This window comes from Pseudomonas sp. GW822-FHT03F08, assembly GCF_058801265.1.
The window spans coordinates 505,934-521,213 of the sequence record NZ_JBXANC010000004.1; the positions used below are offsets into that span (position 1 = coordinate 505,934).

Consider the following 15,280-nt stretch of genomic DNA (forward strand, 5'->3'; position numbering starts at 1 on the left):
AATTACGATGGCCTTGCTACAGCTGGAGCGCATCAGCGCACAGTATCCCGGCAGCCCGGAACCGGTACTGGCGGATATCTCTCTGACCCTGGGGCCCCAGCAATTGCTGGTCGCCCTCGGCCCGTCCGGCAGTGGCAAGACTTCGCTGTTGAACCTGATTGCCGGTTTCGTCGAACCGAGCGCCGGGCGTATCACCCTCGACGGTGTGCCGGTCAAAGGCCCGAGCGCCGAGCGCGGCGTGGTGTTCCAGGACGACGCCCTGCTGCCCTGGCAGGACGTGCTGGCCAACGTCGCCTTCGGCCTTGAGCTGGCCGGTGTGGCCAAGGACAAACGCGAACAGCGCGCCCGGGAAATGCTCGCGCTGGTCGATCTCTCCGGGTTTGAAAACCGTCGCATCTGGCAACTCTCCGGTGGCCAGAAGCAACGTGTCGGCCTGGCCCGCGCCCTCGCGGCCGACCCGCGCGTGCTGCTGATGGACGAACCCTTCGGTGCCCTCGACGCCTTCACCCGCGAACAGATGCAGGAACTGTTGCTGCAAGTCTGGCAACGCACCGCCAAACCGGTGTTCCTGATTACCCACGACATTGAAGAGGCGGTGTTCCTCGCCACCGACCTGATTCTGCTGGCGCCGAATCCGGGACAGATCGTCGAGCGCCTGCACCTCGACTTCGGCCAGCGCTACGCCGCCGGCGAATCGGCGCGAGCGATCAAGTCCGATCCGCGCTTCATCGAAACCCGCGAGCACGTGCTCGCCAAAGTGTTCTCGCAACGCAGCGCCGTTCAGCGGCAGGAGCGCGCATGAGCAGTTACGACGTTTCCGCCACCGCAGTGAAACCCGCCGCCACGTCGGTGGTGATTCCTGTGCGTCGCAGCCTCAGCACGCGCTGGATCAGCCTGCTGACCTTGTTCGCGTTGCTGGTGATCTGGTGGGCCGTCACGGCCACCGGCCTGATCGAACCGCTGTTCCTGCCGACACCGTCCGCCGTGCTGCAAAAAGGCTGGTTACTGGCGACCACGGGTTACATGGATTCGACGTTGTGGCAGCACCTGGGCGCGAGCCTGAGCCGCATCGGTCTGGGCCTGGGTTTTGCGATTCTGACCGCGGTGCCGGTGGGCATTGCCATCGGCGCCAACCGCATCGCCCGAGGTGTGCTGGATCCGCTGATCGAGTTCTACCGCCCTATTCCGCCACTCGCCTATCTGCCGCTGATCGTGATCTGGTGCGGTATCGGCGAGTTGTCGAAAGTGCTGCTGATCTACCTGGCGATTTTCGCTCCGATCGCGATTGCTACCGCCACCGGCGTGCGCACCGTCGACCCGGCCAAACTGCGCGCTGCGCAATCGCTGGGGGCGACTCGCGCACAACTGATTCGCCACGTGATTTTGCCGAGCGCGCTGCCAGACATTCTGACCGGTGTGCGCATCGGTCTGGGTGTCGGCTGGTCGACTCTGGTCGCCGCCGAACTGATCGCGGCCACCAGCGGCCTGGGCTTCATGGTGCAGTCGGCCGCGCAGTTCCTGGTCACCGATGTGGTGGTGCTGGGGATTCTGGTCATCGCCCTGATCGCCTTCGCCATGGAAATGGGCCTGCGCGCCCTGCAACGCAAACTGGTGCCGTGGCACGGCCAGGCCCACTGATTTTTCAGCACTGACTACCCCGACAGTTTCGGGGCCCCGGAATTGAAGAGAACCACCATGAGCAGCCTGAACATCACCCCGTTAAGCTCGGCCCTCGGCGCACAGATCAGCGGCGTCGACATCAGCCAGCCGCTGAACCTGGAACAGCGCGACGCCATCGAGCAGGCGCTGCTCAAATACCAGGTGCTGTTCTTCCGCAATCAGCCGATCGAGCCGTCGCAACAGGCACGTTTCGCCCACTATTTCGGCGACCTGCACATTCACCCGATCTACCCGAATGTGCCTGAGCAACCGGAAGTGCTGATCCTCGACACCGCCGTCACCGACGTGCGCGACAACGCGATCTGGCACACCGACGTCACCTTCCTGCCAACCCCGGCCATGGGCGCGGTGCTCAGCGCCAAGCTGTTGCCGGAGTTCGGCGGCGATACGTTGTGGGCCAGCGGGATTGCCGCGTATGAGGCACTTTCTGCGCCGATGAAAGCGCTGCTCGAAGGGCTGACCGCGACTCACGACTTCACCCGCTCGTTTCCGCTGGAGCGCTATGGCAACACGCCGGAAGCACTGGCGCAGTGGGAAGAGGCGCGGCGCAAGAATCCACCGCTGTCGCATCCGGTGATTCGCACGCACCCGGTGAGCGGGCGGCGTTCGTTGTTCGTCAACGAAGGCTTCACGTCGAAGATCAATGAGCTGTCGGAAACTGAGAGCGAAGCGGTGCTGAAGTTTCTGTTCGCCCACGCGACGCGGCCGGAGTTCACCATTCGCTGGCGCTGGCAGAAGGATGACATTGCGTTCTGGGATAACCGCGTGACGCAGCATTACGCGGTGGATGATTACCGGCCGGCGCAGCGGGTGATGCAGCGGGCTACGGTGTTGGGGGATGTGCCGTTTTTTCGCTGAACACTACAGAAGCTACCACTCATCAGTTTAGCTGTATAAAACAACAGTCATTGCTTCCATAACGAATAAAAACGGCGTAAAAATCCGCTTACCGATTAGTTAGTGGTGAAACGCATGGTCACAAAAGAAGAAATTCAAAGTTTCATTCGTGCACAAGTGGACAAAGAGTTTTTTGATGAGCTTGGGGTTTTGATTCCTCAAACCTTTCAAAAAGCGTTAAAGGAGGTCGAAGATCTCCTAATCCATACTCCTCATGAAGACCTGCGAGGTCACTTGCGCCATTCACTGGTTCAAGAGGCCTTGGCAGGAATGAAGCGTTGGAGCCCACTCATCAAATCGACCGATCCCAAGGGGCACAACTATGTCCTGCTTGAGATGGGGAGTCTGCGCATCACCTCAGTCGTGCTGCCTTGGCAGAAAGAAATTCGTACAGCAAAACATCGAACTGAACTGAAAACGCTCAACGAGTCTTTAGCTTCCCCCCAGATGGATTGGATTGACGGCCTCACTCAAACTGTTAACGAACAGTTGATTCATGCGCTTGTCGTAGTCCATGCCCCCCCGCCGCGCTCACAGGATCAATCAGAGCCTTTGGCAATCACAATGGCAGTGCCATATTTCAGTGGGAGAGGCTTCCATATGGATTGCACACTCGAAGACCTTCTTCAGAGCTACTCTGATAATCCGGCCACTGATCAAAAACGAGTTGAACTGGTGACATTGCGAGATAAGATGCGCCGCGCAGAAAAAACTGAAGACCAAATTGATGATGAGCAGAAGTCCGAGAGGTGAAGCATGAGAACTGGAGTCGCAGGCTTCCAATCAGCGCGTCTCAAGCAGTTACGGCTCACGTTTGGTATTACCCAGACCGCTTTGGCTGAAATGGTTGGGCGCGCCTCTGGAAACATCTCTAAATGGGAGAACGGGGTTCAGGTTCCTGAAGCCGATGCTTTCCAACGACTATGTGAGGTCTTCGGCGTCAGTGAGAATTGGCTGCTTGAAGAACAAATCGTAACGAGTGAGCGTACACCGTTCTTTTTTCGATCTCAGGTAAGCGCCACGGCAAACGCCAGGGAAATAGCGGAAGTACGCTTGGAATGGCTTCAAGACGTTTCCTACAAGCTTCAAGAAAGCCTGGAATTCGTGGCAGTAAATGTTCCTCATCTGGAAGAAAGTAACTGCTTGCTGATTTCGGACGAAGAAATCGAGAGAATGGCCAGCGAATGCCGCCGAGCCTGGGGACTTGGGACTGCTCCCATCCCCAATGTCATTCAGACCCTCGAAAACGCAGGTATCGTCTGCACTCGGACCACACTGGGTCATTTGAAAATGGACGGTGTTTCAAATTGGTACGAGTTGGATCAGCGGCCTTATGTCCTCCTTGTAGCAGACAAGGCAAACGGCATACGAAACCGATTCGATGCTGCACATGAATTGGGGCATATCGTTCTACATCGTCATGTTTCGAAGGAGCAGTACGAATCGAATTACGATCTACTTGAGTCGCAGGCTCATCGATTCGCCAGCGCATTCCTGATGCCAGCAGAGAGCTTCCTGAGAGAAATTCGATGGCCTACCTTGGATACTTTGCTAGCGCTGAAACCACGCTGGAAGGTCTCTGTAGCAGCGATGGTTCGTAGATGCCAGGATCTGGAAATAATCAACGAAACCACTACAACGAGACTGTGGAAGGCCAGGTCAGCAAGAGGATGGGTCAAAGGTGAGCCGATGGACGCTGACTTCGACTTTGAAAGGCCTCAGTTGATTGCACGAGGGGTAAAAATGCTCGTGGAAAATAAAGTCCTTTCTCGATCTCAACTCAGACAGTTGCTCGGACTACCGCTACCTACACTGGAAAGCCTATGCAGTTTGGACAAGGGTTACTTCACCCTGCCAGATCAGTCACAGGTGATCGACATGCAACTGAGAAAACGAACCGCAAGAGATTCCTTTTTCAGCGAGGCCGCAGAAGTACTCGGGTTCCCGAGCAAAAAGTAAAACTACAGAAAATCACGGAGAAACCTCGTCCAGTGAGGTTTCTCCGTAATGACGCTTCAAGTCTTCGAAACCACCTATTCCGCCGTCGAAGGCTTCTCCCAAAGATTGATCCCGCCCTCCTGGGCAAACCGGTCGATCTCCGCCAACTCTTCCGCACTGAAACTCAGGTTCTTCAACGCGCCGACGTTCTCGACAATCTGCTCCGGCCGGCTCGCGCCGATCAGGGCCGAGGTCACTCGCGGATCCCGCAACGTCCACGCCAATGCCAGTTGCGCCAGGCTCTGGCCACGACGCTTGGCGATCTCGTTCAACGCCCGCACATGAGCGATGTTGGCCTCGGACAAATGTGAAGCCTGCAACGAACCACCCCCCGGACGATTGACTCGCGCATCCGCCGGCACGCCGTTGAGGTATTTGTCAGTCAGCAGACCTTGCGCCAGCGGGGTGAACGCAATCACGCCGGTGCCGAGTTCGTCGGTGGTGTCGAGCAGGTCCTTTTCCACCCAGCGGTTGAGCAGGTTGTAGGCCGGCTGGTGAATCAACAACGGCACTTTCCACTCTTTGAGCAGCGTGGCGATCTCGCGGGTTTTCACCCCGGAGTACGACGAGATACCGATGTACAGCGCCTTGCCCTGCTGCACCGCAGTGGCGAGGGCGCTGGCGGTTTCTTCCAGCGGGGTGTCCGGGTCGAAGCGGTGCGAATAAAAGATATCCACATAGTCCAGGCCCAGGCGTTGCAGGCTCTGGTCGAGGCTGGCCAGCACGTACTTGCGCGAACCGCCGCCCTGACCGTAAGGGCCGGGCCACATGTCCCAACCGGCCTTGCTGGAGATGATCAGTTCGTCGCGATACTGCTTGAAGTCTTCGCGCAGCAAGCGGCCGAAATTGGTCTCGGCGCTGCCGTAGGGCGGGCCGTAGTTGTTCGCCAGGTCGAAGTGGTTGATCCCCAGATCGAACGCGGTGCGCAGCAAGGCGCGCTGGGTGTCGATCGGCGTGCTGTCGCCGAAGTTGTGCCACAGGCCCAGGGACAGCGCCGGCAGCACCAGACCGCTGCGTCCGACGCGGCGGTAAGGGATGGAGTCATAACGGTTTTCGGCAGCGGTGTAAGTCATCGAATCCTCTCTTGTCGGTCTTGAATTGGGTGTCGATTGCTACGCAAATCGGTTGCCAGGCCGGGCGAGGCCAAGGTTCTGGCGCAAGGTCCGGCCCTCGTATTCGGTTCTGAACAGTCCGCGCCGTTGCAGTTCCGGGACCACGCCATTGGCGAAGTCTTCGAGCCCACCGGGCAGGTGCGGCACCAGCACGTTGAAGCCGTCCGCCGCGCCCTGCTCGAACCACTCCTGCAAGCGGTCGGCAATCTGCGCCGGCGTGCCGACGACGCTGTAATGCCCGCGGCCGCCGGCGATTCTGCGGCCCAGTTCGGCCAGGGTCAGATGCTCGCGACCGGCCAGTTCTGTCAGCAGTTTCTGCCGGCTCTGCTGGCCGCTTTCAGTCAGCGGCAATTCCGGCAGCGGCCCGTCCAGCGGGTACTTCGACAGGTCGAAGTTGCCCAGCATACGCCCAAGCAGGGCGACGCCAACCTCGGGTTCGACCAATTGCTGAAACGTTTCATATTTTTCCTGCGCTTCTGCTTCTGTCTGCCCCACCACAACAAACACGCCGGGCATGATTTTCAGTGAATCGGCGCTGCGTCCGTACTTCGGCAAGCGGCCCTTGAGGTCGGCGTAAAACGCCTGGGCGCTGGCCAGTGAGGTCTGCGCGGTGAACACCACTTCGGCCGTCTGCGCCGCCAGTTCACGCCCGGTTTCCGACGAGCCGGCCTGCACGATCACCGGCTGACCCTGTGGCGAACGTGCGACGTTCAGCGGGCCCTTGACCCGGAAGTGCTCACCGAAGTGATCCAGCACATGCAATTTTTCCGGGTCGTAATACGCTCCGCTGGCCTTGTCGCGGAGGAAGGCGTCGTCCTGCCAACTGTCCCAGAGCCCGGTCACCACCTGATGAAATTCTCGGGCGCGGCTGTAGCGTTCTGCATGGCCGATGTGTTCGTCGCGGCCGAAATTCTGCGCTTCGGCGGCGTTGTCCGAGGTCACCAGATTCCACCCCGCTCGCCCGCCCGAGAGGTGATCGAGCGAAGCGAATTTACGCGCCACGTGATACGGCTCGTTGTAGCTGGTGGTGGCGGTGGCGATCAGGCCGATGTGTTCGGTCACCGCGCTCAAGGCCGAGAGCAACGTCAGCGGCTCGAAGTGATCCGAACGGGCCATCCGGCTGGCGATATCCTGGGTCGGCGCAGCGACGCTGTCGGCGACGAACAACGCATCGAACTTCGCCGCCTCGGCAATCTGCGCCAGACGTTTGTAATGGGCGAAATCCAGCCCGGCGTTGGCCGGCACATCCGGATGACGCCACGCGGCGACGTGGTGCCCGGTGGCCATGAGAAACGCGCCGAGTTTCAGCTGTCTGCTCATCTCAGAAGTCCTTGCGCAGTTGCACGCCGAAGTAGCGCTCGTCGTCGCGAGGCACGGCGCGGTAGATGTAATTGCCACCGCTGGCGAGCAACGGCGAATACGACTTGTCGGTGAGGTTCTTGCCCAGCAATGCCACGCGCCAGCCGTTGGTGTAATCGGCCAGGGCCACGCTGGCATTCCAGAGTCCGTAGGCGCCCTGCTTGGTGTCGGCGTTCTGGCTGATGTCGTACTGCACTTCGCTCTGCCAGCTGTAATCGGTGCCGAGTTCGATATCCAGGCCGTTTTCCAGCGGGATGGTGTAGTCGGCGCGCACGTAGCTTTTCCAGTCCGGGCTGAACGGCAGCGGCTTGCCATTGACGTTGCACGACGCCGCCGCACCCGCCGGGCAGGCGAACTGGTCGATGCGGGCGCGGGTGTAAGCCAGCGCGCCGGAGAACTTCAATTGCTGGGTTGCCAGCAAGGCGTAATCGAGTTCCACGCCTTCGGTGCTGACGCTGCCGGCGTTGATCAGGCGCGTTACCACTTGCCCGGCGACGGTGTCGAAAAAGTTCGCCTGATAGTTGTCGTAGTCGCTGTGGAAAACCGCGAGGTTGGTGGTCAGGCGATTGCTCCACGACGAAGCTTTGATCCCCGCCTCCCAGGTGTTGGAGGTTTCCGGTTTCAGTGCTTCGGTATCGCGCGGCTGCATGTTGAAGAACACGTTGTAGGCCGGGCCTTTGTAGCCGCGCGAGTAGGTCAGATAAGTGGTGACGGTATCGCTCAGGTCGTACTGCAAACCGAGCCGACCGGACCAGCCGTCCTCGTCCACCGAGCCAGAGCTGCTGGTCGCCGGTTGAATGCCGCTGACCGTGGTTGCAGAAGTGGAAACGCGACGGTGATCGTATTCCAGATCGTCGTGGGTATAGCGCAGGCCGGCGATGCCACGGAAATCCGAGGTGAAATTCAGCGTGCTCTCGCCGAACACCGCGTAGCTGTCGCTGGTGGTGCTGTAGTCAGCGACGCCGCGATCGGTGCGCGTGGTGGTGGTCAGCGTGCGCTGATAGGTCTCTTCATCCTTGCCGTGCATATAGAACAGGCCGCCGACGTATTCGAGGAACTCACCTTTCGGCGAGGCCAGACGCAACTCCTGCGAGTACTGGTCGAAGGCCAGGTCGCCCTTGTCCGCCGTGCCGGGGAACGCGGCCGTCACCGTGCCGAGGCGGTCGCCATCCTGATACTGGGTGTTGTCCCAGCCACGCCACGCGGTGATCGACGTCAGGGTGTAGTCGCCCAGTTGCCAGTCGAGCTGGCCGGACAGGCCCTTGTTGGTGTCTTCGACGTGGGTGCGGGTGTCGGTGTTGATGTCGCGGTTGTGGCTGGTGGCGCTGACCGGACTGAGCGCGTTGGCGAAGGCCGGGGTCAACGACTTGGTGACGACGCCGTTGGGGCCGTCATCGTGGGACTGCATGTAGTCGGCGATCAGGGTGAAGGTGACGTCGTCGTTCGGGGTGAATTCCAGTTTGCCGCGTACGCCGCGATGGTTGTAACCGTTGACCTCCTGGCCATTGTGCTTGTTATCGACGTTGCCGTCGTAAGTGCCGAACAAGGTGCTGATCGAACCCTTGAGCGTGTCCGGAATCAGGCTGCCGCCAATGCCGAAACGGGTGCGGCTTTCGTTGCCGCTGTAGTACGACTGATCGATGTAACCGTGGGTCTCGGCGGTCGGCGCCTTGCTGGTGATGTTCAGCACGCCGGCCGACGCGTTCTTGCCGAACAGCGTGCCTTGCGGGCCACGCAGAACCTCGACGCGCTCCAGATCCAGCAGATCCAGAGTCGACTGGCCAGGACGGGCGTAGACCACGCCGTCAATCACCGTGGCCACCGTCGGTTCGACGCCCGGCGAGGTGGAAATCGTCCCCACGCCACGCACGAACAACGAGGTGTCCTTGTTCGACGCGCCAGTGCGGAAATTCAGCGACGGCACTTGCTGGACGATGCTCGCCACGCTGTTGCGGTTGTCGCGCTCCAGTTGCTCGCCGTCGATCACCGACACCGCCACCGGGACCTTTTGCAGCGACTCTTCGCGGCGGGTGGCGGTGACCGTGACGGACTTGAGTGTCGGCTCCTGATCGGTGCTGTCGGCGGCGAACGCGGCGGGCAGCGGCAGCGCGGCCAGCCCGGTGAGTAGCCAGCCCGCAGCGCGGATCGATTGCGCCAGTTTGTGTGTCGCCCCAGGAATGTTGTGCATGTTTGCCCGCTCGAAAAGTTGCCCTGAACCGCTGTCGTTCTGCGACGACAGCGCCTGTCTCGGTGTCTTGGGCATTCGCTCGAGCGAGTAGCAGACAACGCGCTTTGTTAGCGCTAACATCGCCAGTATTGGCAAGCCGGACATAGACCGTCAAATACTGAAAAATTACTTTTATATGCGTTTTGGTTTTTAAGAAGGATCGAGCCTTGAGCGAAGAAAAGCCCCGAAAACGCCGTGGCGCCGGTCGCGTGACCCTCAACGCGGTGGCGCGCCAGGCCGGTGTTTCGGCAATCACCGTGTCGCGCTATTTCAACCAGCCGGAACAGGTCTCGCCCGAACGCCGCGAGCGGATCGCGGCGGTGGTCGCCGAGCTGGGTTATGTGCCGAATCTGGTGGCCGGCGGGCTCGCCTCAGCGCGGGGAAAAATCGTCGGCATGGTGATCCCGAACATCTCCGGGCCGATCTTCGCCAACACCATTCAAGGCTTCAGCGACACCCTCAGCCGCCACGGTTATCAGTTGCTGCTGGCCTCGAGTTACTTCAGCGCCGAGCAGGAAGAAAACGCGGTACGGGCCTTCCTCGGCTGGTCGCCGGCGGCGCTGGTGGTCACCAGTCACTTTCACAGCGCGGGCACGGAAAAGATGCTCGCCGAAGCGGATATCCCGGTGATCGAAACCTGGGATTACCAGCCGGATCGCGAGCCGATGCAGATCGGTTTTTCGCACTTCGAGGTGGGTGTCAGCGCCGCTCGTTATCTGCACGGCAAAGGCTATCGGCGAATCGCCTTCGTGCAGAACAGCGCACCAGGCGACTTCAGCGCACTAGAACGCCGCGACGGTTACGCAGCGACCGTCCGCGAGCTGGGCCTGGAACCCTGGGTATTCGCACCAGATGCCGATCGCGCCCCGTTCGAGGCCGGCAAGCAAGCGATGGAAGCGCTGATGAACACCTCACCGCGCCCGGACGCCATCATCTTCGCCAACGACAACCTCGCCGCCGGCGGCCTGCTCGCCGGGCAACGGGCCGGCCTCAGAATCCCCGAAGACTGCGCCGTCCTCGGCTTCGGCGACTACCCGTTCGCCGAGATGCTGCTGCCGAGCCTGAGCACGATCAAACCGCCGGCGCTGGAGATCGGCGTACTGGCGGCGACGCGAGTACTGGAAAGTCTGGGCGTGCTGCCGAGCGATGAGGTGCAGCGGTTGAATCTGCTGCAATGCACGGTCATTGAGCGGGAAAGTACCTGATGAGCACAGCGTGGGCTGAGTTGGCTATGCTCTAGGTGATACCGCACATCCCGCAGGGGCGACCATGCACACCGCAATCATCATCTTCTTCGGCCTGATCCTGCTGGCGCTGATGTTCTATATCGGCGAGCGCATCGGCTTCAGCCGGCAGACGCTGGCCTACGGCTTCGCGGCGTTGTGGCTGGCGTTGACGGTGATCAATGGCGCGGTCGGCGTGGTGCACGCCGGGCAGCCGCTGGGGTCGGAGATCGCGATTGGCAGCGCCGTGTTCGGCGTGCCGATCGCCGCGATGGTTTTGTTCATGGTGCTGAGCGCCGAGACCTGAATCCGTCCCGGCGCCCTGCCCCGATCAACGCACCAGATGCAGGAACTGCATGTGCCGTTCGTACTGGTCGAGGATGTCGTTGATGATCTGTTCTTTCGTGTAACCGACCAGATCGTAGTCCTGGCTGCCCTCGCTCAGGTGCACTTCGGCGCGGTAGTAGCGGCGGTTGTTAAGCTGCTTGGAACCCATGCCACCACGAGCGAACGATGGCGTGAAGTAGCCACGCATTTGCACCTGGTAGATGAACGGGTGCAACTCACCATGGCCGATTTCCAGGCTGACGCTGTCATGGGCCGGGTCCGGTTGGGTGACCACGTTCAGACCTTTTTCGACGAACACCGCCGTCACTTCTTCGATGGCCGGTTTTACCGTGGTGTCCATGAAGCGGTACACCTCGTCCCGCGACGGGAAGTGCACGGCCTGACTCAGGCGCTGGCGCCAGCCACCCTTGCCACGTCGTGAACCGGACACAGGCGCCAGCGAATGCAGTTGCGCGATCTGCTTCTGCGATTCCAGATAGAACGCCTTGTGCAGCCCCCACATCATCAGCAGCAGAATCAGCGAGAACGGCAGCGAGGTCAGCACCACCGCTGACTTCAGCGCATCGATGCTGCCGGAGAACAGCAGCGCACTGGTGATCAGTGCGGTCATCGCGCCCCAGAACACCCGCAGCCATTTCGGCCCGTCTTCATCCGGGTTGCCGCCCTTGGCCGACAGCGTCGAGAGCACCACCGTGCCGGAGTCGGCGGACGTGACGAAGAACACGAAGCTGATGAACACCGTCACCGCGATGACAGTTTTGCTCCACGGGTAGGTTTCCAGCAGCAGGTACAGGGTCATCGACGGGTTGTCGAGGGCCGACATGCCAAGAGCCGACATCCCGTGATTGAGCACCTGATCGATAGCGCTGTTGCCGAAGATCGACATCCACGCCAGGGTGAAACCGAGCGGGATCAACAACACGCCGAAGACGAATTCGCGGATGGTCCGGCCACGGGAAATCCGCGCGATGAACAGGCCCACGAACGGCGACCACGCAATCCACCAGGCCCAGTAGAACACCGTCCAGCCACCGAGCCAGTCGCTCGGTTTGTCGTAGGCGTAGAGGTCGAAACTCTTCATCGGCAACGCGCCGAGGTAGTCGCCGAGGTTCTGGATCAAGGTGTTGAGCAAATGCTGGGTGGGACCGGCGAACAACACGAACAGCAGCAGCGCACAGGCCAGCAGCATGTTGATGTCGGACATGACCCGCACGCCTTTATCCACTCCGGAAACGGCGACGATGATCGCCGCGCCCATCATCAGCGTGATCAGGCCGACCTGAATCCACTGGGTGTGGGCGATGCCGAACAGGTAGTCCAGACCGGAATTGAGGTGCAACACGCCGAAGCCCATGTCCGCACCGAGACCGAACACCGTGGCGATGATGCCGAAGCCGTCCACCGCGTAGCCGATGGGGCCGTTGATGCGTTTGCCGATCAGCGGGTACAGCGCCGAACGCAGGGCCAGTGGCAGGTTGTGCCGATAGGCGAAATACGCCAGCGCCATGCCGACGAAAGCGAACACGCCCCAGCCGTGCAGGCCCCAGTGCAGAAACAGAATCTGCATCGCCTGACGCGCCGCATCGGCCGTGCCGGCCTCGCCTTGGGGCGGCTGGAGCATGTGGGTCAGCGGTTCGGACACACAGAAGAAAAACAGCGTGATGCTGATCCCGGCGGCGAACAGCATGCCGGCCCAGGACAGGTAACTGAATTCGGGTTCGTCGTGGTCGGCACCGAGTTTGATCTTGCCGTAGCCCGATAACGCGGTGACCACCACGAAGACCAGATACAGGGTCATCGCGAGCATGTAGTACCAGCCGACCGTATTGGCCGCCCAGTTTTGCGCTTCAAGGAGCCAGGCACCGGCCTGTTCCGGCATGGCGATGACAACCAGGCCAAACAGCAGAATCACTGTCGCGGCGAACCAGAACACCGGCGGATTCATGCGTACCAGGCCGCTGGCAGGGGTGGACGATGCACTCATGAACGGTGCACCTCAAGGGATTGGAAAATGGCTGAAATGATCGGACTCAGCAAAGGCAAGCCTCCTGTTGTGAGCGGGCAGCGAGCTACCGGTTTAACTTGAATGAACGTTCAAGTTAAACATGGATAGCACGCTAAGGACTAATCGCAGGGCTCAGCGGTCGCTTTCGTACGCTAGCTCAAGGAGGGGTATGACGCTGTGGCGAGGGCGTTCGTTCCCACCTCGCGCGGGAACGAACGGACAGGAAAATTACTTCTGCGTCCCGTCATCATGCTGCAGGTTGGCCTGGGTCAGGTTGCACCCGGCCGGCACGCTGCGGGTCAGCCATACGTTGCCGCCGATGGTCGAACCCTGGCCGATGGTGATGCGCCCGAGAATCGTCGCCCCGGCGTAAATCACCACGTCGTCCTCGACAATCGGATGCCTAGGATGGCCCTTCTGCAACTGGCCGTCCTCGTCCGCCGGGAAGCGTTTGGCGCCGAGGGTCACTGCCTGATAGATCCTGACGCGCTCGCCGATGATCGCGGTCTCGCCGATCACCACGCCGGTCCCGTGGTCGATGAAGAAACTGCGGCCGATCTGCGCGCCCGGATGGATATCGATACCGGTCGCCGAGTGGGCGATTTCCGAACTGATCCGCGCCAGCAACGGCAGACCCGCACGATACAAATGGTGCGCCAGACGATGGTGGATCACCGCCAGAATCCCCGGATAGCACAGCAGCACTTCATCGACGCTGCGCGCCGCCGGATCGCCGTGATAGGCGGCCAGCACGTCGGTGTCGAGCAGGCTGCGCAGGCCCGGCAATGCGAGGGCGAAGTCCTGGATGATCCTGATCGCCTGCGCCTCGACTTCGGTGTCGGCCCGGGCGCTGTGGCGGGCGACGTAACGCAGTTCGAGTCGCGCCTGCGCCAGCAATGCATTCAACGCAACGTCGAGGGTGTGACCGACGTAAAAATCTTCGCTTTCTTCTCGTAGATCAACCGGCCCCAGACGCATCGGGAACAACGCGCCGCACAAGGCTTCGAGAATCTGCGCCATCGCATCACGGGACGGCAATTCGCGCCCGCCCTGTTCGCCGCTGGCGCGGCCATTTTGTGTGCGCCACTGATCCCGGGCGGTACGCAGTTGGCTGACGATGGTCTGCAATTGCCAATGGCTGGAACGCTCGCTCACGGTAAAGACTCCTCACGGGCGGCCGGACTGTCTGGCCGCGTCAACGGCCACTACTTTACGGCAACGCCTAGGAGGCGAATTAAGAACCGATAGTGCTGGCCTAAGCACATTTGGCTATAAGCGATTGGCGGTTGCCCCGGTAAATCGGCGTGCCTATAGTCCTGACATCTCCTTGCATCAGTACGGACTCATGATCAAACAACAGCTGGACCGCTTCAACCGCCTCGACCTGCTCGGCCAACCGACCCCACTGGAAAAGCTCGAGCGCCTGTCCACCTGGCTCGGCCGCGATGTCTACATCAAGCGCGATGACCTGACGCCGCTGGCCATGGGCGGCAACAAGCTGCGCAAGCTCGAATACCTCGCCGCCGATGCCCTCGCCCAAGGCGCGGACACCCTGATCACCGCCGGCGCACTGCAATCGAACCACGTTCGCCAGACCGCCGCACTGGCCGCGAAACTCGGCCTGGGCTGCGTGGCGCTGCTGGAAAATCCGCTGGGCACCGAAGACAGCAACTACACCGGCAACGGCAACCGCCTGCTGCTGGATCTGTTCGACACCAAGGTCGAACTGGTCGACAACCTCGACAACGCCGACGAACAACTGGCCGCCCTCGCCGTGCGCCTGCGCAGCAACGGCAAGAAGCCATATCTGGTGCCGATCGGTGGCTCCAACGCCCTCGGCGCACTGGGTTACGTACGCGCCGGCCTGGAGCTGGCGGAACAGATCAAGGACACCGGCCTGCAATTTTCCGCCGTGGTGCTCGCCTCGGGCAGCGCCGGCACGCACAGCGGCCTGGCACTGGCCTTGAGCGAAGCGCTGCCGCAACTGTCGGTGATCGGCGTGACGGTATCGCGCAGCGAAGAAGATCAGCGCCCGAAAGTGCAGGGCCTGGCCGAGCGCACTGCCGATCTTTTGGGCGTGGCGCTGTCGGAGAGTTTCAAGGTCGAGTTGTGGGACGAATACTTCGGCCCGCGCTATGGCGAGCCAAATGCCGGGACACTGGCGGCCGTGAAACTGCTGGCGAGTCAGGACGCCGTGTTGCTGGATCCGGTCTACACCGGCAAGGCCATGGCCGGGTTGCTCGACGGCATCGGTCGCGGGCGTTTCGATGACGGCCCGATCATTTTCCTGCACACCGGCGGAGCCCCGGCGCTGTTTGCCTACAAGGATTTTCTCTAGGCTGAAGCGCGTTCCCGCACCCTGCGTGGGAACGCTCAGCACCAGCTTGAATGCATATTCATTAAATGCATAACAAATAGAAAATTCATTATT

At 60.9% G+C, this 15,280-nt stretch carries 13 protein-coding genes; 8 read left to right on the plus strand and 5 right to left on the minus strand.

Annotation, left to right across the window (positions count from 1 at the left end):
• Window positions 1-7: 7 nt before the first annotated feature.
• The 5 genes from tauB (at window position 8) to AC1RME_RS12800 (ending at window position 4,536) form a co-directional block, all read left to right on the plus strand.
• A complete protein-coding gene (gene tauB, locus AC1RME_RS12780; protein WP_493091332.1) occupies window positions 8-802 on the plus strand; it encodes a taurine ABC transporter ATP-binding subunit in 795 nt (264 codons plus the stop codon).
• On the plus strand, window positions 799-1,638 hold the full coding sequence (gene tauC, locus AC1RME_RS12785) for a taurine ABC transporter permease TauC (protein WP_493091334.1): 840 nt from the start codon (window positions 799-801) through the stop codon (window positions 1,636-1,638). The genes tauB and tauC overlap by 4 nt, the downstream gene beginning before the upstream one ends.
• A 57-nt stretch (window positions 1,639-1,695) precedes the next feature.
• Window positions 1,696-2,538 carry a taurine dioxygenase gene (gene tauD / locus AC1RME_RS12790; protein ID WP_493071493.1) on the plus strand — a complete coding sequence of 281 codons (843 nt, stop codon included), beginning with the start codon at window positions 1,696-1,698 and terminating at the stop codon, window positions 2,536-2,538.
• 114 nt (window positions 2,539-2,652) lie between these two features.
• Entirely contained in the window at window positions 2,653-3,330 is a 678-nt protein-coding gene (locus AC1RME_RS12795) for a hypothetical protein (RefSeq protein ID WP_222833883.1), read from the plus strand.
• 3 nt (window positions 3,331-3,333) lie between these two features.
• Window positions 3,334-4,536: a helix-turn-helix domain-containing protein gene (locus tag AC1RME_RS12800; RefSeq protein ID WP_493091336.1), complete on the plus strand. Its 1,203-nt coding sequence runs from the start codon at window positions 3,334-3,336 to the stop codon at window positions 4,534-4,536.
• A 74-nt stretch (window positions 4,537-4,610) separates the two neighbouring features.
• On the opposite strand, the gene mgrA is transcribed toward AC1RME_RS12800, so the two are convergent.
• The 3 genes from mgrA to AC1RME_RS12815 are packed head-to-tail and all read right to left on the minus strand — an operon-like array spanning window position 4,611 to window position 9,234.
• On the minus strand, window positions 4,611-5,648 hold the full coding sequence (gene mgrA, locus AC1RME_RS12805; RefSeq protein ID WP_493091338.1) for an L-glyceraldehyde 3-phosphate reductase: 1,038 nt from the start codon (window positions 5,646-5,648) through the stop codon (window positions 4,611-4,613).
• A gap of 39 nt (window positions 5,649-5,687) precedes the next feature.
• Window positions 5,688-7,007 (minus strand): LLM class flavin-dependent oxidoreductase, encoded by a 1,320-nt coding sequence (locus AC1RME_RS12810; protein ID WP_493091340.1) that lies wholly within the window; start codon window positions 7,005-7,007, stop codon window positions 5,688-5,690.
• Between the two features lies 1 nt (window position 7,008).
• Window positions 7,009-9,234, minus strand: coding sequence for a TonB-dependent receptor (locus AC1RME_RS12815; RefSeq protein ID WP_493091342.1), 2,226 nt, complete (start codon window positions 9,232-9,234; stop codon window positions 7,009-7,011).
• 206 nt (window positions 9,235-9,440) lie between these two features.
• Between AC1RME_RS12815 and AC1RME_RS12820 the strand changes: the two genes are divergently transcribed.
• Together AC1RME_RS12820 and AC1RME_RS12825 are read left to right on the plus strand one after the other, a co-directional pair.
• On the plus strand, window positions 9,441-10,478 hold the full coding sequence (locus AC1RME_RS12820; RefSeq protein WP_493091344.1) for a LacI family DNA-binding transcriptional regulator: 1,038 nt from the start codon (window positions 9,441-9,443) through the stop codon (window positions 10,476-10,478).
• Between the two features lie 64 nt (window positions 10,479-10,542).
• Window positions 10,543-10,803: a hypothetical protein gene (locus tag AC1RME_RS12825; RefSeq protein ID WP_096821896.1), complete on the plus strand. Its 261-nt coding sequence runs from the start codon at window positions 10,543-10,545 to the stop codon at window positions 10,801-10,803.
• Between the two features lie 24 nt (window positions 10,804-10,827).
• Here AC1RME_RS12825 and betT read toward each other — a convergent pair whose 3' ends face one another.
• Together betT and epsC are read right to left on the minus strand one after the other, a co-directional pair.
• Entirely contained in the window at window positions 10,828-12,789 is a 1,962-nt protein-coding gene (betT, locus tag AC1RME_RS12830; protein WP_173861336.1) for a choline transporter BetT, read from the minus strand.
• 288 nt (window positions 12,790-13,077) lie between these two features.
• The gene (epsC, locus tag AC1RME_RS12835; protein ID WP_096821894.1) at window positions 13,078-14,004 is read right to left on the minus strand and encodes a serine O-acetyltransferase EpsC; all 927 of its coding nucleotides are present in this window, start codon (window positions 14,002-14,004) and stop codon (window positions 13,078-13,080) included.
• A 190-nt stretch (window positions 14,005-14,194) separates the two neighbouring features.
• Here epsC and AC1RME_RS12840 point away from each other — a divergent pair, with 190 nt between their 5' ends.
• Window positions 14,195-15,187 (plus strand): D-cysteine desulfhydrase, encoded by a 993-nt coding sequence (locus tag AC1RME_RS12840; RefSeq protein ID WP_493091346.1) that lies wholly within the window; start codon window positions 14,195-14,197, stop codon window positions 15,185-15,187.
• Window positions 15,188-15,280: the final 93 nt, after the last annotated feature.